Source organism: Terrabacter lapilli, from assembly GCF_039531305.1.
Taxonomy (GTDB): domain Bacteria; phylum Actinomycetota; class Actinomycetes; order Actinomycetales; family Dermatophilaceae; genus Terrabacter; species Terrabacter lapilli.
Genome location: NZ_BAAAPU010000007.1, coordinates 1,010,919 through 1,031,713, shown reverse-complemented (window position 1 = coordinate 1,031,713; position 20,795 = coordinate 1,010,919). Strand labels below are relative to the sequence as shown.

Annotated in this window: 19 protein-coding genes and 1 tRNA gene; 9 read left to right on the top strand and 11 right to left on the bottom strand. The window is 69.7% G+C overall.

Features of this window, described 5'->3' with window-relative positions:
* Window positions 1-4: 4 nt before the first annotated feature.
* Window positions 5-700 carry an HAD family hydrolase gene (locus ABD241_RS12750; RefSeq protein WP_344062954.1) on the top strand — a complete coding sequence of 232 codons (696 nt, stop codon included), beginning with the start codon at window positions 5-7 and terminating at the stop codon, window positions 698-700.
* Window positions 701-705: 5 nt separating this feature from the next.
* Here the strand turns inward: ABD241_RS12750 and ABD241_RS12745 are convergent, their stop codons facing one another.
* Window positions 706-1,647 (bottom strand): hypothetical protein, encoded by a 942-nt coding sequence (locus tag ABD241_RS12745; RefSeq protein ID WP_344062951.1) that lies wholly within the window; start codon window positions 1,645-1,647, stop codon window positions 706-708.
* A 115-nt stretch (window positions 1,648-1,762) separates the two neighbouring features.
* A complete protein-coding gene (locus tag ABD241_RS12740) occupies window positions 1,763-3,199 on the bottom strand; it encodes a GuaB1 family IMP dehydrogenase-related protein (protein ID WP_344062948.1) in 1,437 nt (478 codons plus the stop codon).
* A 154-nt stretch (window positions 3,200-3,353) separates the two neighbouring features.
* Here ABD241_RS12740 and ABD241_RS12735 point away from each other — a divergent pair, with 154 nt between their 5' ends.
* Complete coding sequence (locus tag ABD241_RS12735; protein WP_344062946.1) at window positions 3,354-3,875, top strand: hypothetical protein; 522 nt, start codon at window positions 3,354-3,356, stop codon at window positions 3,873-3,875.
* Between the two features lie 94 nt (window positions 3,876-3,969).
* Window positions 3,970-4,043, top strand: a tRNA-Phe gene (locus tag ABD241_RS12730).
* 509 nt (window positions 4,044-4,552) lie between these two features.
* On the opposite strand, the gene ABD241_RS12725 is transcribed toward ABD241_RS12730, so the two are convergent.
* Window positions 4,553-4,879, bottom strand: a complete 327-nt coding sequence (locus ABD241_RS12725; protein WP_344062943.1) for a hypothetical protein — start codon at window positions 4,877-4,879, stop codon at window positions 4,553-4,555.
* Window positions 4,880-5,634: 755 nt separating this feature from the next.
* Here ABD241_RS12725 and ABD241_RS12720 point away from each other — a divergent pair.
* The gene (locus ABD241_RS12720; protein ID WP_344062940.1) at window positions 5,635-5,997 is read left to right on the top strand and encodes a GNAT family N-acetyltransferase; all 363 of its coding nucleotides are present in this window, start codon (window positions 5,635-5,637) and stop codon (window positions 5,995-5,997) included.
* A 279-nt stretch (window positions 5,998-6,276) separates the two neighbouring features.
* On the opposite strand, the gene ABD241_RS12715 is transcribed toward ABD241_RS12720, so the two are convergent.
* The gene (locus ABD241_RS12715) at window positions 6,277-6,651 is read right to left on the bottom strand and encodes an AAA family ATPase (protein ID WP_344062938.1); all 375 of its coding nucleotides are present in this window, start codon (window positions 6,649-6,651) and stop codon (window positions 6,277-6,279) included.
* Between the two features lie 129 nt (window positions 6,652-6,780).
* Between ABD241_RS12715 and ABD241_RS12710 the strand changes: the two genes are divergently transcribed.
* The gene (locus tag ABD241_RS12710) at window positions 6,781-7,239 is read left to right on the top strand and encodes an HIT family protein (protein WP_344062935.1); all 459 of its coding nucleotides are present in this window, start codon (window positions 6,781-6,783) and stop codon (window positions 7,237-7,239) included.
* 209 nt (window positions 7,240-7,448) lie between these two features.
* On the opposite strand, the gene ABD241_RS12705 is transcribed toward ABD241_RS12710, so the two are convergent.
* Window positions 7,449-8,009 carry a cysteine hydrolase family protein gene (locus ABD241_RS12705; RefSeq protein WP_344062933.1) on the bottom strand — a complete coding sequence of 187 codons (561 nt, stop codon included), beginning with the start codon at window positions 8,007-8,009 and terminating at the stop codon, window positions 7,449-7,451.
* Window positions 8,010-8,107: 98 nt separating this feature from the next.
* On the opposite strand from ABD241_RS12705, the gene ABD241_RS12700 reads away from it, so the two are divergent.
* Both ABD241_RS12700 and ABD241_RS12695 read left to right on the top strand, forming a co-directional pair.
* The gene (locus ABD241_RS12700; RefSeq protein ID WP_344062930.1) at window positions 8,108-9,046 is read left to right on the top strand and encodes a GlxA family transcriptional regulator; all 939 of its coding nucleotides are present in this window, start codon (window positions 8,108-8,110) and stop codon (window positions 9,044-9,046) included.
* 310 nt (window positions 9,047-9,356) lie between these two features.
* Complete coding sequence (locus ABD241_RS12695) at window positions 9,357-9,857, top strand: DUF4825 domain-containing protein (RefSeq protein WP_344062927.1); 501 nt, start codon at window positions 9,357-9,359, stop codon at window positions 9,855-9,857.
* A 550-nt stretch (window positions 9,858-10,407) separates the two neighbouring features.
* Here the strand turns inward: ABD241_RS12695 and ABD241_RS12690 are convergent.
* Together ABD241_RS12690 and ABD241_RS12685 are read right to left on the bottom strand one after the other, a co-directional pair.
* Entirely contained in the window at window positions 10,408-10,656 is a 249-nt protein-coding gene (locus ABD241_RS12690) for a DUF7455 domain-containing protein (protein ID WP_344062923.1), read from the bottom strand.
* A 430-nt stretch (window positions 10,657-11,086) separates the two neighbouring features.
* On the bottom strand, window positions 11,087-12,118 hold the full coding sequence (locus ABD241_RS12685; protein WP_344062920.1) for an AraC family transcriptional regulator: 1,032 nt from the start codon (window positions 12,116-12,118) through the stop codon (window positions 11,087-11,089).
* A 1,896-nt stretch (window positions 12,119-14,014) separates the two neighbouring features.
* Here ABD241_RS12685 and ABD241_RS12680 point away from each other — a divergent pair.
* A complete protein-coding gene (locus ABD241_RS12680; protein ID WP_344062917.1) occupies window positions 14,015-14,800 on the top strand; it encodes an ATP-binding protein in 786 nt (261 codons plus the stop codon).
* Between the two features lie 265 nt (window positions 14,801-15,065).
* Window positions 15,066-16,376 (top strand): PP2C family protein-serine/threonine phosphatase, encoded by a 1,311-nt coding sequence (locus ABD241_RS12675; RefSeq protein WP_344062914.1) that lies wholly within the window; start codon window positions 15,066-15,068, stop codon window positions 16,374-16,376.
* Here ABD241_RS12675 and ABD241_RS12670 read toward each other — a convergent pair.
* From ABD241_RS12670 to ABD241_RS12655, 4 genes are all read right to left on the bottom strand, one after another.
* Entirely contained in the window at window positions 16,300-16,782 is a 483-nt protein-coding gene (locus ABD241_RS12670; protein ID WP_344062911.1) for a hypothetical protein, read from the bottom strand. The two genes, ABD241_RS12675 and ABD241_RS12670, sit on opposite strands and share 77 nt — an antisense overlap.
* Window positions 16,783-17,328: 546 nt before the next feature.
* Window positions 17,329-18,228, bottom strand: a complete 900-nt coding sequence (locus tag ABD241_RS12665) for a universal stress protein (protein ID WP_344062908.1) — start codon at window positions 18,226-18,228, stop codon at window positions 17,329-17,331.
* 3 nt (window positions 18,229-18,231) lie between these two features.
* Window positions 18,232-20,049 (bottom strand): amino acid permease, encoded by a 1,818-nt coding sequence (locus ABD241_RS12660; protein WP_344062905.1) that lies wholly within the window; start codon window positions 20,047-20,049, stop codon window positions 18,232-18,234.
* A gap of 161 nt (window positions 20,050-20,210) precedes the next feature.
* Window positions 20,211-20,771, bottom strand: coding sequence for a DJ-1/PfpI family protein (locus ABD241_RS12655; protein ID WP_344062902.1), 561 nt, complete (start codon window positions 20,769-20,771; stop codon window positions 20,211-20,213).
* Window positions 20,772-20,795: the final 24 nt, after the last annotated feature.

Sequence of the window (20,795 nt, the reverse complement as noted above, 5' to 3'; positions counted from 1 at the left end):
CCCGATGTCGAGCCCGGTGTCCGGCGCGCCGACGGCAGCCTTCTTCGACCTGGACCGGACCCTGATCCGCGGCTCGGCGAACTACCCGCTCGCCATCGCGGCCTTCCGCAGCGGCCACGTGCCGTGGAAGGACCTCGTGAAGGACACCGTCAACGCGGTCACCTTCCACCGGAAGGGCTCGACCGACGAGGGCTCGGAGGCGCTGCGTGAGCGGATCCTCCGGGCCGTCGCCGGCATCCGGCAGTCGGAGATCATCCACCTCACCGACGCGATCGTGCCGGGCATCGTCCGCAAGGCCATCCCGGCCTCCATGACGTTGCTGGCCGACGCCCGCGCCTTCGGGCACGACCGGATCGTCGTGTCGGCCTCCCCCATCGAGCTCGTGAGCCGCATCGCGACGGCTCTCGGGCTCGAGGGGGCTGTCGCCACCCGCAGCGAGCTCGACGACGAGGGCCGCTACACCGGGCACCTCGCCGGCGAGTTCTGCTACGGCGCAGGCAAGGTCGTCGAGATGGAGAAGCTGGCCGCCGAGCGCGGCTACGACCTCGACCGCTGCAGCGCGTACAGCGACTCGATCAGCGACCTGCCGATGATGGAGCGGGTCGGCACCGCCGTCGCGGTCAACCCCGACCGCGAGCTGCGCGAGCTGGCCCGTGAGCGTGGCTGGCGCATCGTCGAGGTCGGTCGCAAGCGCCACTGACGCAGTCACCCGTTCGGGACGAGCTCGCGCTGGCGGCGCAGCTCGGCCACCGCCTCCTCGACGCAGCCCAGGACCAGCCGTGCGGCGTCGACGAGTCGGCGCGACTCGGACAGCACGAGCACGTCGCTGACGGGGTCGTCGAGCCACTCGTCGGCGGCGCGGACGCGCCGATCGATGTGCGGGGCGTCGAGGGCCGGCAGCGCTCCCTTCTCGAGCGCGCCCAACGCCCCGGCCCGTGCGGCGAAGCCGGCCAGACCGTCGTTGGCCGCGTGCACGTGCGGGACCAGCTCTGCGAGCTTCTGGTACTTCAGCCGCGACTTCGCCACGTCGTAGTGGTCGGTCCACGAGAGCCCCTGGAACGCCACGGCCAGCGACTCGACCAGCTCGAGCGAGCGCAGCAGTCCCATCCCCGTCGCCAAGGCGACGTCGAGCTCACGGACCACGTTGCGGCGGCCCACCTCAGCCCTGGCTTGGGCCACGTGGACGGGGTCCTGCCCGTCCCACGCGAGGCCGCCGAGGGCCAGGTCCTCGAGGGCGGACTGCTCGCGCCGGTCCGCGTCGACGAGCTCCTCGGACTCCTCGACGAGCCGGTCCACCTCGGCCCGCAGCGCGCCGACGCGCGCATCCGCGACCGCGAGGTCGGCGTGGGCCCGCTCGAGCTCGGCCCGCAGGCGCGCGAGGTCGCCGTCGCGCCGACCGCGCAGTCGCGACCAGAGCGCGACGGCCGTGCCGCCCGTCATCCGGTCGAGCCCGGTCGACGCCCGGTCCACGCGCCGGGCCGGGCCGCCCCTCTCCTCGCGGGCAGCGGCGAGCGCCGTACGCGCCTCGGCCAGTCGGGCCCCGAGGCGTCGTCGGCGCTCGAGGTCGTCCCTCGCCTCTTCCAGCCGTCGTGCTGGGCTCAGGACGTCGGCCGGGACCTGCTCACCGAGCTGCTCGTCGAGGGTCATGGAAGCACCCTGCTCGATCGGCAGGCCCTTCTGCGCGCGTCATCCACAGCCCGGGGGCCCGGGCGAGGTGCGTCCAATCCTGAGCCGAGGCGGACCGCACGTCAGGCGGCGAGCCTCACCAGGAAGTGTGCAGGGGGCGACCCTCGGCGAAGCCGGCGGTGCTCTGGAGCCCGACGACCGCCCGCTCGTGGAACTCCTCGAGAGTGCGCGCACCGGCATACGTGCAGCTGCTGCGCAGCCCCGCGACGATCTGGTCCAGGACGTCCTCGACGGACGGGCGCGCCGGGTCGACGTACATCCGCGCGGTGCTGATGCCCTCCTCGAAGAGGGCCTTGCGGGCGCGGTCGTACTCGGTGTCGGTGGCGGTGCGGTTGCGAACGGCCCGGCTGCTGGCCATGCCGAACGACTCCTTGTACTGGCGGCCGTCGTTGTCGGTGTAGAGGTCGCCCGGCGACTCGAGCGTCCCGGCGAACCACGAGCCGATCATGACGTTGGCGGCACCGGCAGCGAGCGCGAGCGCCACGTCACGCGGGTGGCGCACGCCGCCGTCGGCCCACACGTGCTTGCCGAGCTCCCTTGCAGCCGTGGCGCACTCGAGCACCGCCGAGAACTGCGGGCGCCCGACGGCGGTCATCATGCGGGTCGTGCACATCGCGCCGGGCCCGACGCCGACCTTGACGATGTCGGCCCCCGCCTCGATCAGCTCGCGCGTGCCGGCAGCCGACACGACGTTGCCGGCGACGACCGGTACCTGCGGGTCGAGCCCCCGGACGGCGCGGAGGGCCTCGATCATCTTGTCCTGGTGCCCGTGCGCGGTGTCGATGACGAGGACGTCGGCGCCAGTGTCGAGGACCTCGGCGGCCTTGGCCGCGACGTCGCCGTTGATGCCGACGGCGGCAGCCGCCCGGAGCCGTCCGGAGCCGTCGACCGCCGGCTGGTAGAGGCCGGCACGGATCGCGGCGCCACGGGTGAGGATGCCGACGAGCTCGCCGTGCTCGGAGACGACCGGCGCGACCTTGCGCCGCGCCGCCGACAGGCGCTCGAACGCCTCCTGCGGGTCGAGGCTCTCGGGCAGGACGAGCATGTCCTCGTGCATGACGTCGTGCACCTGCGTGTAGCGGTCGACGCCCGTCAGGTCCTTGTCGGTGACGATGCCGACCGGCTTGGGGCCGTCGACCACCACGGCGGCGCCGTGCGCGCGCTTGCCGATGAGCACGAGCGCCTCGCCGGCGGTCATGTGGCGCTCGAGGGTGATGGCCGTGTCGTGCACGAGGTGGCGCTGCTTGACCCAGCCGACGACCTCTCGGACGACCTCGACGGGGATGTCCTGCGGGATGACGGCGATGCCGCCCCGACGGGCCACCGTCTCGGCCATCCGGCGGCCGGCGATCGCCGTCATGTTGGCGACGACGATCGGGATGGTCGTGCCCGACCCGTCCACGGTCGAGAGGTCGACGTCGAGGCGGCTCGTGACCGACGAGCGGCTCGGCACCATGAAGACGTCGTCGTAGGTGAGGTCGAGCTGGGGCTGGAGGCCGTTGAGGAACTGCACGGTCCCCCACTCTAGGCGTCCAGCGCCCACGCGCCTCGCCAGCCGACCACCGAGGACGTATGCCGTCTCGCCCGGGCCCACGGCATACGCCCTCTCGCTTTCGCCGGGGGCGTAACCCGTTGACCTCCGTGCGTAAGCGAGTAATCCTGATTACATGATTACGAACGAAGCACTGGAGCGGGTGCGCGGCTGGTTCGTCGGCCGCCTCCCGGAGGAGTGGCGCAGCACGCCACCCGAGATCACCGTCGACCGCGAGGAGATCACCGTGGTCCTGACGATCGCCGACGTCGACCTCCCGGACGGCTCGAGCGACGCCGAACGCGCCGAGGCACGAGCCGGCCGCACCCGCGCCTTCCGCGAGGACACCCGCGGGCGGCGGATGGAGGTCGCCCGCGAGGCGGAGCACCGCTTCGACCGCAAGGTCTCCTGGGCCGTGCGCATCGGCGACCGCACCGAGCTGTTCACGCACGTGGCCGCCCCCACCATGACCCGGCTGCGCCAGCCCGAGCGGCTCGTCCTCGACACGCTCGTCGACGCGGGCGTCGCCCGCTCGCGGGCCGAGGCGCTGGCGTGGTGCGTCAAGCTCGTCGGGCAGCACGAGAGCGACTGGCTCGGTGAGCTGCGCGACGCGATGGAGCACGTGGCCGACGTGCGGACCAAGGGCCCGGCTGCGTAAGGGTCGCCCTGGGCGCTCCGGGCCGGGCAGCGGTGGGCGATGGGCGGTTTGCGGGATGGCATCGCAGGTCGGCTATAGTTCCACTCGTTGTCCCGGCCAGGTAGCTCAGTTGGTACGAGCGTCCGACTGAAAATCGGAAGGTCGGCGGTTCGACCCCGCCCCTGGCCACAACCCGAAACCGCAGGTCAGAAGCCTCTGACCTGCGGTTTCGTCCTGTCCTGAGCCGTTCGGCCCGCCAGCCGTCGGCTCTACCGGGTAACCGTCAGTGACCACGTCACGCCGAGGATCGCCGCCAGTTACGCACGAGTTGTCGCACGGCGTCTCGACGTCAAGACATCAGCCAGGACGACCGGGAGCTCGCTACCGAGGTCTGGGCTCGAGCGTTCGGGATGGGAAAGACAGCGTCATTGCACGCTCGACTCATCAGCCTCGCCGGCAGCGTTGCCACGCGCCGCGCCGTCCCTAGCGGAGTCCGACGGACCGTCCATGTCGGGCGGCCACCCTCGACGCGAGCCGGACGCGGCCTCGGATCCGGAGGTCCTCCCCCACCCACCCCAAGTGCTTGCTCGTTACCGGACATGGCCGATGTGAGGACGTTGCCGAGAGTCGCTACAGCGCCTGGCAAACCGACAGTCGCTCACTGAGGAGGGGTGGAAGGGCTGCTTTGGTGTCGTTCGCTAGGCCAAGGCGGCTCGGAGGGCGGTGAGTAGGTCGTTCGCGGCCTTCTCGGATGGCGCCTCGACGGCGAACACCCACGAGCCGGTGGGGGATGCCACCGCCGCCACGATCGCCTGATAGGGCGGTTGACCGTCGGCGGTGAGCCAGAGCAAGGGTTCGCCCGGCTTGCTGTGGCTCGTGACCGTGAAGTCGCCGGGGTGGCCGGCTTCCAGGTGGGGCCAGAACTGAGCCATGGTGATGCCCTGGCCGGCCGCCTCTACGAGAGGTTGCGCTTCCAGCCCGGTCCCGTCTGCGTAGTCCACCAACGTCTTGGTGCGCTTGGTCACCGGGTGCCCGTTCAGCGTCGGGGGAAGCTTCCCGAGCACAGTCACTACGGCCGAGGCGGTGGAGGGTAGCTTCGCCGGGTCGATGCCCGCCAAGACTGGGCCCAGCAGGTTCGACGTCGATGCGCCGACCGGCGATGCGCTCGGTGCGCTCGGTGCGATCGGTGCGCTCGATGCGCTCGATGCGCTCGATGTACTGGATGTACTCGAAGCCAGCGGGGCGCTGGCGCCAGCTCCCGTGCCCGGCGTTTCGCTGCTTCGGGAGGCGTCCCCCGCAGGCGTTGTCCCGCAGGCCGCCAGTGCCCCCGCTGCCACAACCAAAGCCAGCAGCACTGTTGCGCGTGCGCCCATCGGACCCCCTGTGTGTGAACGCTGGTGTGGTCCACGCTCTCATCCGGCCGTTCGACAGTGCCGTGTTTCCCGACCATGCCGCTGATCCGTCGTGCCGAGGGCTTTCATTGTTTGCTCGCAGGCCGAGGAATCGCGTTGCGAACGGGCATCACGGGAGGTTGGGTGGACTGGCCAACGACCGGAGAGAGGCACGACTCAAATGTTGCCGACCCCCGCGCTGCTGACTCCTCGCCTCCGACTGCGTCCCTTCAACGACACGGACGCGAACGACCTCTTCGAGTTGCAGAGCAATGCGTTTGTGCTGCGCTACTGGGATTCGGCACCCTGGAGCGATCGCGGGCGCTCCGAACGTTTCATCAAGGGCTGCCAGCAGATGGCCGAAGAGGGCACCGCGGCGCGGGTCGCCGGTGGACCGCGACTCCGACGGAGCGTTTATCGGGTGGTGCCACCTGAGCAAGTGGGATCCGAACTACAGGAGCGCCTCACTGGGCTATTGCCTCACCGAGGCGTCTTGGGGCCACGGCTATGCGGCGGAGGCCGCGCGTGCTCTGCTCCAATGGGCCTTCGACACGCTGGACCTGAATCGTGTCCAGGCTGAGGCAGATACGCGCAACATCGCATCCGTCCGCGTGCTTGAGAAGCTCGGCTTCGTGCGCGAAGGGACCTTGCGTGAAGACTGCGTCGTGAATGGCCAGGTCTCTGACTCCTGGGTCTTCGGGTTGCTCAAGCGGGAGTGGCAGCCATCCTCCCATCCGGTTCACACTCGCTGAGTCCTGGCTCAACAGGTGCACGCTCAAGCCGCGAGCTGCGCGGGTCGAGGCACGGGACACCACTCGAGTAGATGAGCGCCCACCAGTGCTGGGTAGCTATTCGGGCATGGCCCTGCTGTGCGGGCTCACCTGAGCGACGAAGCGGTCGATCTCCCGACGCGTCCGCAGCCGATGGAAGGCGAGGTGTCTCCATTGCGGGTCGTTCATCGCGTGGGCGTAGCGCTCCTGAGTGCGTGCGTACGTCGTCCAGGCCCACCAGAGGATCGAATCCTCCCCGCGCTAGAACATCAGGCCACGCCAGCTTTCCCGGTTGCCGGCCCACAACTCCTCACGTGTGGCCGCTCGCCGCACGGCCCGGGTCACGGACTGCCGGATAACGCGCCATCGCGGTGGGCTGACCCACACGACAGTGTCGGCCCTGGTCCACACCTGCGGACCGATCTTGCTCCAATAGTTGCCGTCAACCACCCAGCCCTCACCGGCGGTCGCGGCCCCCACGCGCTCGGACAGTTCGGCATTCGTCGCGGCGCTCCAGTTCTCTCCCCAATGCAAAGCGTCCAACTCGACGTGGGGGACGCCAAGCGCCTCGGCAAGCCGTCGGGCGACAGTCGTCTTGCCAGAGCCCGAACTGCCGACCACCGAGACGCGCTTCATGGTTTCAAGACCTTAGGCGTCAACGCACTCATCCGTCTCAATCGGTCGTGCCAACGCCCGGGCAACGTTGCCTCTGGGTCGTCAACAACCTGGCGGCCCGTCGCCAAGCGGCCTGACACGATCACTCCCGTGACTGAAGCACCGGCAAGTGGGATAGACGAGTGCATCTTCTGCGCCATTGCGGCGAAGAAGGCAGAAGCCAGCGCGGTCTACGAAGACGAGACCGTCGTCGCGTTCATGGATCTGAACCCAGTCACAAACGGTCACCTTCTCGTCGTGCCACGCGAACATGCCGTCGGCCTCGAAGACGTTGATGCAGCAACCAGCGCTCACGTGTGGTCCATCGGCCACCAGATGGCACGAGCACTGCGGCGCACGGGTTTGCGCTGCGATGGGATCCACGTCTTCCTGGCCGACGGCGAAGCCGCTTTCCAGGAGGTGTTCCACTTCCACCTGCACGTGATCCCTCGCTACGCGGGAGACGGCTTCTCGACTACTGCCGACTGGAAGGAGCGTGAGCGTGCCCTGCTGGACGAGGAAGCGGAAGAGCTCAAGGAAGCGCTTGCGCTCGGACAGGGTCCCGACTGAACGTCCGGAACTGCCGCTCGTCGGGTGTCGACATCGGAGGGATGACCGCTGGGAATGAGGGATCCGCTCACCCTCGCGAGACTGCCTTTTGCGACTGGTAGCTCGATCCTGCTCTGTAAGGGGTCAAGGGTCCGCTGGGCGTCAGTTGGAGGGCGCCCTGCGGGAGGCGCTTCGCGAGCCGTGGTCGCTGGCCACCGACCTGCTTCTGGTCACCTCGCGGTCAGCGACGGGCTCAGCTCGGCGAGGAGCGCATCGGTTGAGGCGATGCGGGCAAAGCCCCCGCCATGGAGGTTGGTGGCGGTGACCTGCATCAGGGTTGCGGCCGGCACGACGGTGCCGTCGGGCCCGCAGAGGTCGAAGGTCCGGGTCGCGTCGAGGGCCACGACGACATCGAAGCCGAGGTTGCCGCCCATCCGGGCGGTGGTCTCGACACACATGTTGGTCTGGATGCCGCACACGACGATCTGATCGATGCCGGCCGCACGCAGCCACGCCTCCAGGTCTGGGCTGCCGTAGAACGCCGAGTTGACCCTCTTGGTCACCAGCAGGTCCGCAGGCGTATCGGCGACCGGCGCGATGAGCGCGTTCCCGGGATGCGCGGGGTGCAACGGTGAGTCCGGCTTGCCACTGTCGTGCCGGACCACCACAACGGGCAGGCCACGCTCGACCCACGCCTGGAGCAGCCGCTCGACGTTGGTCTCGCAACCGGGGTAGTTGGCGGTCGCCCCCCAGCTCGCGTCGAGAAAGCCCTGCTGCACATCGACGACCACGAGGGCCGCCCTACCGATCTTCGTCATGGCCACAGTCCAGCCGACTGCACTGGCCTGCCACCACTGGCACGGATGTCAGTCTTCACTAAGATCCCGCCATGACCGTCGTCGGCATCCTCATCGGCCCCGGCCGCCGCGCCTTCGACATCGCGGTGGTCCGCGAGGTCTATGACGACCGCTCCGACCGCGGGCTGCCTCGCCCCGAGATCCGCATCCTGGCCGCGGCGCCGGTGACCGACTTGGACGAGGTGCACGCGCTGCGACGGCATGACGATCTCGACGGGACCGCCGGCCTCGACCTTCTGGTGGTGCCCGGGGTTGAGGACCCCCTCGCCGACCCCGATCCGACGGAAGTCGCGGCGGTCGCCGCCGCGGCCGCGGCCGGTGTCACGGTCGCCTCGTTGTGCAGCGGCGCGTTCACACTCGCGGCAGCCGGCCTGCTCGACGGCCGCACCGCGACGACCCATTGGCGCTTCGCCGAGGACCTCGCTCGGCGCTATCCCGCGGTCGACGTGCGCCCCCGCGACCTCTACTGCGGCGCAGACGGGGTCTGGACTTCGGCCGGCGTCACCGCCGGCATCGATCTGCTCCTCCACCTCGTGCGCACCGACTGGGGCGCCGCCGCGGCCGAGACGGTCGCCAGATCGATGGTCACGCCAGTCTTCCGTCCCGGATCCCAGGCCCAGTACGCCGACACCATCACCCCGGCCAGCGCGACGCCCACCGTGGAGCGCCTCCAGCTCACCGTGAGACGCGACCTTCGCCGGCATTGGAGCGTGAACGACCTCGCCGCAGCCTGCTCGCTATCCCCGCGGACGTTCCACCGCTGGTTCGCCGACCGCGTCGGACGCAGCCCGATCACCTGGCTCAACGATCTGCGCGTCCGGGAAGCCCAACGGCTGCTCGAGCAAAGCGACCTGTCCATCCAGGAGGTGGCCCACGCTGCCGGCTACGCCTCCGACGATCTACTCCGCAAACACTTCACAGCACGACTCGGAACCACACCAACGAGCCACCGCGCCCAGTTTCGCGCGTAGGAGTCGAGCAGCAACGACGTCGAGTCCGGCGGTGCCGCTTCGCGGGGGTGTCCGGCGATGCGCCCAAAGGAGTGGGCGGCACCGTTCGCCACCTCGCTGACGGACCCGGCCATGGCTGCCTGGCCGCAGCTGCCCAACGGACGGCGGAGCGCACGGATCTGGCGCGGGCGTCGAAGCCGAACGGGCCCCTGACGAAACGCACGACCCCTCTGTTGCGGAACGGCCCCGGCCGCGGAGCCGTCTGGAGACCGACGGGTCATCCAGGGCCCCCAACTGGCCACCCACCGGCGCCACCCCCAGGAGAACATCCATGAACCGTCGCGCCACTCGCTCCCGAGCCGCCGGACTCGTCCTCGCTGCCTCGCTCGTCGCTGTCCCGCTGACCGGGTGCTCGGTCGATGCCTCCGCCGGTGCCGGGGTCGACGCCGAGTCCGACGCCCTCTGGGCGCACCGCACCCCGTACGTCGGGGACAGCAACAAGGCCCTCGCACTCATCGCCGACGCCAACTTCGGCCCACCCCGTTCGTACAGCATCAAACTGCAGACCGTGAACGCCCCCTACGACCTCACAGTCACCTTTCCCAGCACGGAGGTGGACGGCAAGCCCCTCGACGCGATCGACTTCACTCCCGCCGCGACGAAGGTACTTGGCACCATCGGCAACCTCGACTCGGTCACCGTGACCAGCAACGACACGCCCGTATTCACCCTCACGGCCAAGCAGGCCAGCAAGACACTCGGCTTCAACGTCAAACAGCTCGGGCAGGACAAGCGCAAGCTGACCGACTACGTCGCCGCAGATCGCGACTGACCCTCATCGTGAGCAGCAACGAGGTAGCCACAGGTGCCGCTGTCAGGTGACGTCAAGAGTTGACCGGACGTCCGCTCTTGCCGCCCTTGGCGCGATTCTGAGTGCGAGAGCTCAGGCGGCCGAGCCTTCGAGGACGCCACCCTCGTGGCGGAGGTGGGTCGGTGCCTTGGACGACGCCGGAGTGGCAGCGGTGGACGGCTTCCAGAGTGGCCGTCGCGGTCCTCGTGATGCTGCTGGCGGGGCTGGTGGGCGTCGCCATGTCGGTGGCTGGCTGGGGCAGCTGGTGCTCCACGATCGGCTGGGCCAGAGTGGATAACCGTGTCGCCGAGGTCGACTGGGCCGGCGTGGCGCGACCTTGGCCCCTCCTCGAGTCGCCACTTCACTCGCGTCGCATGTCCCGACACAAACATCCGGATCTCATGGGTTCTAGCCGAGTGCCTGGTTGTGCTGGGAGGCTCGGTTCCGGTAGCGGCTGGCGGGTAGCTGGCGCTGCTGTGTCGGTCCTCAGCAGCGCCCGAAGGACGCGCAGCCGCCAGAGGGCAGGGGCGTGTCAGTCCGCGTCCTCGGACGGGTTCGGTGCGGCCCTCAGGTACTCGCGTTCGTCGACGACGACCTCCAGGCCCTGGTCCGGGAACGCCGGCAGGTGAACGCGTCCGTGGTGCGCGCACCACAGCAGGTCCAGACCAGCCCTGTCGATTGTCTTCAGCCACGCTTGGGCGTCGCAGCGGTCGCATCGGTCGGCAACGGTCAGCTGTCGCAGCGTTGTGTCCGGGGCAGGCGGGAGGGTGGCGGCGCTCATGGCGCTCCTTTCGTCATGAATGTCGGAGGTCTCACCGCGGAACCGTCAAGGGCGACACGTGCGAACGCGTGCCGCATCCCCTAATCCCAGCCAGGTGAGCCGTCGGGCAATCTCGGGAGGTACTTTCATTTGTCCTTTGTTGTCGCGGGGCCCAAAGAACGACCAGGCGGTCGCCTGCAACAGGAGCAACAGCGCGACCGCTTGCGCTCTCCGACCCTGCGGACGTGCACCCGACGGAGGCCCCGGAGGGGTCCGGGTGCCTGGGCGGTCTCCCGCTGGGCTCAGGAGGCAACCCATCGACGCGGTTGCAGCGCTCTTCGAGCGTAGAAAGCACTACCGGGACCGCACTACACCGAACCGGACGCATGCTTGTCATATGGGGACACCCCCATAGCAGGTCGGTTCGTGCAGCCGCTGGTTCGCGCCGACCCTAACCGCGGGAGACCTTGCGCCAGTCCCGGGCCGTCATGCCGAACCGGTGCTTGAACCATCGGCTGAACGCGGCGGGTGTGTCGAATCCGAGCAGGTAGGCGATCTCCGTGAGCGGCTGGCCACCGCTGCCGAGGTGGCGCTCGGCCATGGCGGCCCGCGTGTCGTCCACGATGGCGGTGAACGTGGTGCCCTCGGCTGCCAGGTGTCGCCGCAGGGTGCGAGGATCCACCTGCAGGGCCTTGGCGACGGCGGTCAGTGAGCAGTGCCCAGAGATCAGCAGCAGCTCGACCAGCTCGGTGACCCGGGTAGTAACGCTCGGCCCTCTGCGGGCGACGGCGGTTTCGAGGAACTGTCGTGCGTAGGGTCGTAGCAGCGGGTCCGAGAGCCGGTTCGGGTTGGCGAGATCGCGGGTGCGCAGGGTCAGGCCCGCGAAGGGCTGGTCGAAGTGCACGCCGGGGCCGAACGCGTTGCGGTAGGCGCTGACGTCCGCGGGAGCCGAATAGGGGAAGTGCGCGCCGAGTGGGCGCCACGCGTCGTCCGCGCCCGCCCGGATGACGCCGTTGAGTGCAGCGACGGCGAAGGTAGTGGCCTGCCACAAGGGCGCCGGCACTCCCAGTTCGAGCCAGAGCCGGACGGTGGCGGTGCCCTCGCTCTCGTCCAGGTGCATGCGCAGGGCCTCGTTGTACGTGACCACGTGGTCCGTCAGGACCTGTAGGACATGTCGCAGGTCCGGCTCCTCGCGCACCGCGATGCTGATCGGCCCGAGAGTTGCCAGGCGCCGCCGGTCGCCGAGCAGCACCGCGAAGTCGGGGCGCGCCGAGAGCTTGGCGGACAGGTCCAGCAGTCGCACGGCGCGTTTCGCCGGCAGCCAGGACGTCGGATCCTGCAGGTCAGCCAGAGCCAGACCCACCTGCGCGAGCAAAGCCGGCCCGTCGAGGCCGAGGGCCGTGGCCAACTCCAGGTAGCCGTCGAGCGTCGCGGCGCGGATCAGCGGCTGCACCGACACACCCCGCGATGGGAGTGTCCCCATGTGACAAGCATGCGTCCGGTTCCGTGTAGTGCGGTCCCGTTGAGCCTTCTACGCTCGAAGACGTTGCAATCGCACCGCTGGGTCACCCCTGAACCCAGCGACGCTCGATGAAACGTTGCAGCCGCGTCGCTGGGTTACCCCGTGCGCCCAGCAGGAGGCCCTCAGGTGCCCCCTCCCCTCCTGGGGGCCTCCGTCGGGTGCACGTCCGCAATGCGCGGAGAGCCCAAGCAGTCGCGCTGTTGCCTCTGTTGCAGGCGCCCGCTTGGTCGTTCGGGAGGCCCGCGCAAGGAAAGGACCAGCATGAAAGCACTTCCCGAGATTGCCCGCGATGGACACGAGCGGCGTCTGTCCCGCCTCGCTGGCCTGGCCGCGCACTCAGAGCCGCGGACGGCGAACCCACGGCCACGACCTTCAGCTGAGCAGGAGGGCAGCGCATGAACACCGTGCACGACATCGAGTCCTGCACCCGCCCCCACTGCCCGTGGGAAGCCGACGGACCCAACGCGAAAGCCCTCGCTGACACCCACGCGCACGACACCGCCACGCGCACCCACCCCACCACCCGATGCGCCCACGAGGGCTGCAAATGACTGGCAAGCCGTACACCAGCCCCGACGGCATCGAGGTGTGGTGGCCGCCCGCCGCCGGCCAGCGCCGCGACCGACCGCGGGAGGGAACCGTGAATCACGCAGACCGAGACCGATCTGAGCAGCCGCGGCCGGCAGCTGCCGGCGAACGGATCGAGCCATACAAGGAAGCTTTGGCGTGGCTACGATCTCAACTCGGAGGCCCGCCCGGGTGGTGGCAGGCCGCATACGCGATGGTCATGGCGGCAGCCGACGCCGAGCACGCCAGCCTTCGAGCCGACCGAGACGGCTGGAAGTGCCTCGCCTTCCAGTACGAGATGGCAGCCACGACTGACCGGTCGCGCACCACGCTGGGGCGGGAGGCCATGCTCCCCTCGTCAGAGTCTGGCCGCCGCTGAGGGCTCGACGAGGGAGCAGTGGAGGAAAGACGGCACCATGCCTGGGGGATGCGGCTACCAGGTGGCGCCGGCTCAAACGGCCACCGCGGCACCGCCTTCCGGGAGTTGTCCCAGCAGACCGTGGACATGGCCAACGCCCACTGGGCAGCAGCTCCTCCGCGGCCATCCGACGGCGGATCTTCCCGGCGAGGTCCCGGGGCGGCACCGAGGCCAAGATCACCTTGGCCTGCAAGGCAGACGGGTCTCGCTTCCGTTGTCCTGGAACGAGTTCCGATAGAAGCCGCTGCAGCCGGGTCACCGCTTGCCCCCGACGCCTCGCCAGTTCGTCGCGACAGTCGGCCAACATCCGCAACGCCTCGAGCTCGCCGTCGGCAGGAGCCGTTGGGCAAGTGGCCTGCCAGCCCCGTTGGCTCCCTCGACGGCCCATGTTCGCTGCGGCCACGTCTTCACGTAGTTGCGCATGGCGGCGTAGCCGGCCTTGTCGGTCGTGAACCGGCCCGACCCCAGCAGGTGGCCGTATGGTTGACGACCTCGATGGTGGCCGACAGCTCGTGGGGATCGACCCCGATGATCACGCCCGTCATGGCGCCTCCTGCACTCTCCTCGAACCGGTACGGAAACGGCGAGGTGGGCAGTGCTGCTACGAGCTGGGCCAGTCCCCTCTTGAGCCACGCCTCGTCACGGTGCCCGACGAGGCGCGTGGCGGACCCCCGCTGGCCCCGGCGAGCCACGAGCTGCTCGCTCCGCAGGTCGTGCGTCTGGCGCGCCTTCCTCTGTACGTGAAAGGCTGATCTTGGTGACGGCCTGCGGGCGGGCACCGGAGCGGGAGTGGGGCCCGGGATGGACATGACGAGCGGCCGGTGGCTGGTGACCCTCTGGGGCCTCGTTTCATGCCGGAAGGTACCGCGCTCATGCAGCTGACCCGGGTCGACAGCGGCGGGTGCGCGGTGTTGCGCATGAGCGGGTCGGTCCGCTCCATCGACGGGCCGCGGTTTGGTGATGCGTTGGCCAAGGCCCTGGTTGAGGACCCGCCCTGCGTGGTGTGCGAGATGACGGAGGTGACGTGGCTTGACCCGGCGTGTGTCGCTGTCTGGGTCGCGGCGCAATGGTCCGGGCCCTGGCCGGGGCCGGTGGTATGGCTGGTCGGCGCGCATGACCAACCGGCAGAGGCGCTCCGCGCGACGGGCGTTGCATCGTTCGTCGGGCTCGCCGACTCGACTGAAGCCGCGTTCACACGGATGCCGACAGAGCCGCCGATGCAACGTGAGCGGTTGCTCCTCGCGCCGCTGCCGATCGCCCCGCGCCGGGCACGGCGCTTCGCGATCGAGGTCATGGCCCGTTGGACACTGTCAGCTATGATCGGGGACGCCACGCTGATCGTCAGTGAGCTCGTCACCAACGGGATAGACCACGCAAGCTCGGACCTCGAGCTGCGACTGGACCACGGCCATGACCTGCTGAACATCGCTGTACGCGATCGCGGAAGCTTCAGCACTCGCCAAGCGAGCAGTGATGCAGCCGCCCACGCTCTGGAGAGCAATGACGGGATACCGCAGCGCGGTCGCGGGCTGGAGATCGTTCGGAGACTGTCCTTGGCAAGTGGCCGCACGCGCGCCCCCGCGGGGGGCAGCGTCTACTGGGCGACGCTCGCGACGGGTGACCGAGCCACGCGGCAGAGGGCCGCCCGACGGCCGTAGCGCCCGGCATAACGATGTTGAGCTGGTTCCGCGGGAGTGGCCCACAGGTACCTCTCGAGGGGGGCCAATGGTGTGATGGAAGGGCCCACGTATGGATGCTGAGAGGCGAGCGTCGTCAAGGGGTCTTGCCGCGTCGGTGGCTTGGTTGGCACTGGTGTTGCTGATCGACGTCCGGCATCCTCGTCCGGCGTTCACGCTCAGCGTCCTGTACGGGATTGCCGCGCTGATCGCGTGCGCGGTCCTGTCCCCGGCGTGGACTGCACTCGTGGCGGCCACGGCGACCGTCCTGGCCGCGGCCTCGGGGGTGTGGAACCACACCTGGGGAACGACGGAGCAGGCGGTCCGCATCGTTGATGTGCTGCTCGTCGGTGTCGGCGCTGTTGCTGTCGCAACGGTCCGAGTCCGGCGCGAACGCCAGGTCGCCCGGCTGGTCGCGATCGCCGACGTGGCCCAGCGAGCGATCCTGCCGATCGTGCCCGCCCGGGCGGGGCCTGTCCGGGTTGCGGCTCGGTACGTCTCGGCCGCGCGGGATGCCGTGGTCGGCGGCGACCTCTACGACTGCTACCGGTACAGCAGCCCCGCATCGAACGATCCGGAACGGGTGCGGTTCATCGTTGGTGACGTCCGTGGCAAGGGCATCGCCGGGGTCGAGCAGGCCGCTCGGGTCATCCGTGCGTTCCGCCAGTCCGCGGCGATCGAACCGACGCTGCCACTGGTGGCCAAGGCCATGGACCGCTACCTGACGGACTTCTTCGAACCCGAAGAGTTCGTCACCGTGGTCCTGGTTGACGTCTCGGACCCCTCCCGCGTCGTCCTGGTCAGTTGCGGACACCCACCGGCGCTGCTGCGCCGCAGTGACGGGTCACTGGTACTGCTGGAGGCCCCGCCGGGACTACCGCTGGGCATGGGCCTGCCTGACGGCCGGCCCTACCGGGATCTGACCGTGCCGTGGGCCCCGGGAGACCGGCTGCTGCTGTACACCGACGGCCTGTCCGAGGCACGCAACCGTGACGGGGAGTTCCTCTCACCGCTCGCGTTGGGCCCGGCGCTGAGCGGACCAGAGGTCCCCAAGGCCATGGACGCCGTGCTCGAAGCCGTCGGACGGCACACCACCGGGGCCCTTCTCGGCGACGACCTCGCACTGCTCCTCCTGGAGTACGCCGCCCCCGAGAAGCAGAGCGCACCCGACACCCCCGACGTGTTGCGCTCGCGTGAGCCGACCGTCCCGGACGTCTCCGCCCCCGGTGGCGGGGCACCCGCCCGACCACCGCCGAGGCTCGACGCGCCGCTGAGCCACACCGGCCAGGCGATTGCGGGGCTCAGCTCCTTCCGGCGCTGTCGGCACAGGCCAGGGTGGGCCCCTGGTAGTTTCGCCCGCGCTGGTCGCCTCGACCATGCCGCCCCCGGACGACGTCGACAATGCCGCTCCCCGGACAACGTCCGACCCTCAGCGAGAGGCGTTTACCGCTCATGCCGCGCTGCGGGCGGCCCGGACCGCCTCAGGCGGGTCGGGTGGCCGACACGGAGACCGTCACCACGGACTGGGTGCCGGCCGGCGCCTTGTCCGCAGACATGACGCGGCGCGCCGTCACGTCAGCGACCGTGTCCGGCTCGGCGTCAGGGTCAGGGCCCGGGCCGCCACTTGCTCGCCAACCGCCGAGATCCACGGCCCCGTTGTCCTTGAAGTGCCACGTCGGGTCGAAGCCTGCGTGGAAGCGGTTCCCAACCTCGGCAGGCGTTTGCGTGGTGGCATACACGAGAGTGACCGACGAGGCGTTGCGGATGGCGCTGTTGCCTCCACCCTTCGAGCTGGTCCGCGACATCACGGTGGCCCCGGGGGGCACCGCCAGTACGTCCATCTTGAAGAGCCGGTCGATGACCTTCTGGTCGGCCGCATCGGTGCTGCACGCGGCCAGTGCGGCGGCGGCGACGGCCGCCAAAGCCACCGCCGCCACGAACCGCCCACCGCGGCCTCGCGCCATGCCCTCAATGTCCACCCGGCGGATCCTCACCATGTCAGGTCACTGTCCCCCTCATCAGGGCGACGCCCGTAGCGTGCACGCGTACCCGGTGAGCCGTGCCGCCACCCCGTCGGGCCGCGTCCCCGACCAGCCGAATCCCCATGTCGCTGAGTCTGCCTGACGTGACGTCCGGACATGCCGCTCCCGGGAGACGGGTGGTCACCCCCGCGAACTCGATTTCTGTATGAACCCGTAACCAGCACCATGGCGAGGGTGCCCCCCGTCGCCGAAGGAGAAGCCCGTGTCGCCCTCGAGTCTCTTCCCGGGCTCACGTGGAGAGCGTGCGGCCGCGACGACCTCCCTGATGGCGTATCGCACGCCGGATCGCACGCCCGCGCGGAAGACGCCACTGACCTGCACCTCTGCGTCTCCCCCAAAATCGGAAGGTCGGCGGTTCGACCCCGCCCCTGGCCACAACAACGGAAACCGCAGGTCACCTCGTCGTGGCCTGCGGTTTCGTCGTCCCCGGGCACTCCCGGCGCGCGGGTGGAGACGGACCCGGGACGGTCAGCCGCCGCGCGGCGGCGCCGGCACCATGAGGACCGGGACGGGCGCCGACCGGACGATCTTCGAGGCCCGGGAGCCGAGGAAGAGACGCGCGGCAGGGGCCGACGAGGACGGGCCGATGACCAGCAGGTCCCCACTGCTCCAGTGGACGTCGGAGATGGCCTTGCCCCAGGACACGCCCTCACCGACCACGAGCGACCGCGCAAGTCGCTCACCGAGAGCGGGATCAGTCCGCCCCACCTTCGTCCGGAGCGACTCCTTCGCCCGAGCCACCCAGCTGTCGACGACGAGCTCGTCCGCCGACTCCTCGACGCCCCCGTAGAACCGCCTCGGCGGCCGGACGGCGAACGTCACGGCCCGCACGTCGGCACCCACCCTCTCGGCGAGGCGCGCAGCCACGACGGCCACGTGGCCCACGTCGGCCGATCCCCCGTAGCCGAGGTTGACCCGGCGGAGGTGTGATGCCGGTCCCGGACGATAGCCACGTGGGGCGAGGAGCACCGGCAGCGGGGCCGAGTGGACGAGTCGGTCGGTGACGCTACCGAGCGAGATGCGTCCCAAGGGACCCTTGGTCGACGAGCCGAGCACGATGGCGGAGGCGTGGACGTCCGCGGCGAGCTCGAGCAATCCGCGGGGGATCGAGGATGCCTGACGCACCTCGAAGGTCGCCGCGACGTCGCCGGGCACATCCGCGCGCGCCTTGTCGAGGACGGACTCGCCCCAGGCGGTCAGCGGACCGAGGTAGTCGCCGTCGATGAGCTCCGGGACTCCCGCCGCGTGTGGTGTCGTCACCACGACGGCGACGGCGAGCGGCTCACCCGTGGATCGGGACAGCACGCTCGCCAGCTCGAGGGCCGAGGTGCCGCTGTCCTGCGCGGTGTAGGCGACGACGATCGTCATGCATCAGACCTTGGCCACCATCGAGGCGGCCTCGACGTGGGTGACGGGGATCCCGAGCTCGGCTGCCCGGTCGACGACCTCGAACCGCTGCCACACCGACTCCGAGGCGGGCAGTGTCACGATGACGATCTGGTCGGGCTGGAACTGCTGGACCGCCGTTCGGAGGGCGCGCAGCGGCCGGTAGTCGCCGAGTCCGCCGGTGGCGTCGAGCCGGTGTGCCGCGAGCGCGTCGAGCGTGCGTCGCAACCGGCCCTCGGCGGCCTCCATCGTCGCGTCCCGGACCGACACCGCGCCGTGCGTGGAGGCGGCCCCGGTCTCGACCGCGCTGGCCGGGACGCAGACGTAGTACGTCGCCTCCCCCTGGGCGTCGATGCGCTGCAGCTCGGTCATCAGCTCGTCGGCCTCGAGGGTCTGGTTGGCCAGGACCAGCACGCGTCGGGCCCGACCGGTGTGCTCGGGCGCGACCCGGTCGGGCAGCCGACCGATACGCGCCCGGTTGACGAAGAAGAGGACGAGGACCACACCGAACGACACCAGGCTCAGCACCAGCTGGATCCGCACGTCCTCGGTCAGTCCCATCTGCACCAGCACCGCGACGATGCCCAGGGCCGTGATCACCGACAGCACGGGGAACCACCACATCTTCACCTTGAGCGTGGCGGGTTCCGCCCGGTAGCGAAGGATGATCTGGGAGACGGCTATGAGCAGGTAGACGAAGAGGATGACGGCGCCGGAGGAGTTGAGCAGGAAGGAGAAGACGGTGTCGGGCGAGACGGCCGCCATGATCACCGCGAGGAAGCCCACGACCGACGAGGCCAGGATCGCGACCACCGGCACGCCTCGCGAGTTGACCGACACCATCGACGCGGGAGCCTCACGGCGTGCCGCGAGGACGAAGAGCATCCGCGAGGCGGTGTAGAGGCCGGAGTTGAGACAGGACAGCACGGCGGTCAGCACGACCGCGTTCATGACGTGGTCGGCGTACGGGATGCCCATCTTCTGGAACGCCGCGACGTACGGCGAGGCCTCGAGGGTCGAGGAGTTCCAGGGCAGGATGACCGCGAGCAGGAAGATCGAGCCCACGAAGAAGATCGCGATGCGGGTGATCACCGAGTTGGCGGCCTTGGAGACGGCCCGCTCCGGGTTGTCCGACTCCGCGGCCGCGATGGTGGCGATCTCGGCGCCCACCATCGAGAAGATCACCGTCACGACTCCCGCGGTGACCGCCAGGCCCCCGTTGGGGAAGAAGCCGCCGTGGGCGGTCAGGTTGCTGAAGTTCAGGTCGGCGTTGGGCCAGATGCCGAGGACGAACAGCGAACCGCACACCAGGAAGACGATGATCGCGCCCACCTTGATGCCCGCGAACCAGAACTCGAACTCGCCGAACGAGGAGACCGAGATGAGGTTGGTGCCCGTCATGAGGAGCATGAGCAGCAGGCTCAGCACCCAGGTGGGCACCCCGGGGAGCCAGAAGTTGACCACCTTGGCGCCGGCCACGGCCTCGAACCCGACGACGATGACCCAGAAGTACCAGTAGAGCCAGCCGACGGAGAAGCCCGCCCAGTTGCCGAGGGCCTTGCGGGAGTAGTCGGCGAACGAGCCCGTCGACGGGTTGGCCACGGCCATCTCGGCGAGCATCCGCATCACCAGGATGATGAGGACGCCGCAGATGGCATACGTGAGGAACGCGGCCGGCCCGGTGGCCTTGATGACCGTTCCGGAGCCGACGAACAGGCCCGCGCCGATGACGCCGCCCATGGCGATCATCGTCAGCTGGCGCTGGTTGAGCGCCCTCTTCAGCTCGGGACCGGCGCCGGACATGTCATGCCTCCCGGTCTGCGGCGGAAGGCGGGCACGTGTGGAGGTGACGAGACATGGGAGCATCCCTCTCGATCGGCCCGAGGCGGGTGGTGCCGCCCCGACGATCTGCCCAAAATAGTCACGGTGGGGTGGTCTGTCTACGGCGGCTGCCGCTCGATCACTCAGGCCATGGTCGGTTCGCGGAAGTAGGTCAGCCGCTCGGTCGCCGAGCCGTCAGCGAGGTGCCGGAGCACCTCCTCGGCGAAGAGCAGGTAGGCAGATCCCACGGCGGTCACGAGGTTGCGGTCGGTCACGAGGAGCTCGGGCTCGCGGGTTCCGCGTCCGTGGATCCCCTCGTATGCGGCATCGGTCGGCTCCAGCGCCGCCGTGTAGCGGCGCCCGTCGAGCACGCCGGCGTCGCCGAGCACGGCCGGACCTCCGCAGATGGCGGCAAGGAGGGCCGAACGGGAGTCGAGGCTGCGGATCAGCGCGCGCAGGTGCTCGTTGCCCATCGCATGGGCCGCGTCTCCGCCCGGGATGACCAACGCGTCCACGGCTGCCGGGTCCACCGCGTCGATCGCGACGTCCGGGAGAAGGGTCAGCCTGCCGGTGGTGGTCACCGGTTCGCGGGTGACCCCCACGGTCGTGAGCGAGTGACCGGTGCCTCGCAGTGCGGTCAGGAGCACCGCCACCTCGAACTCGGCGACGGTCTCGTAGACCAGCAGGAACACGGACTTCGACATGCGCTGCATCCTAGGGAGACGACG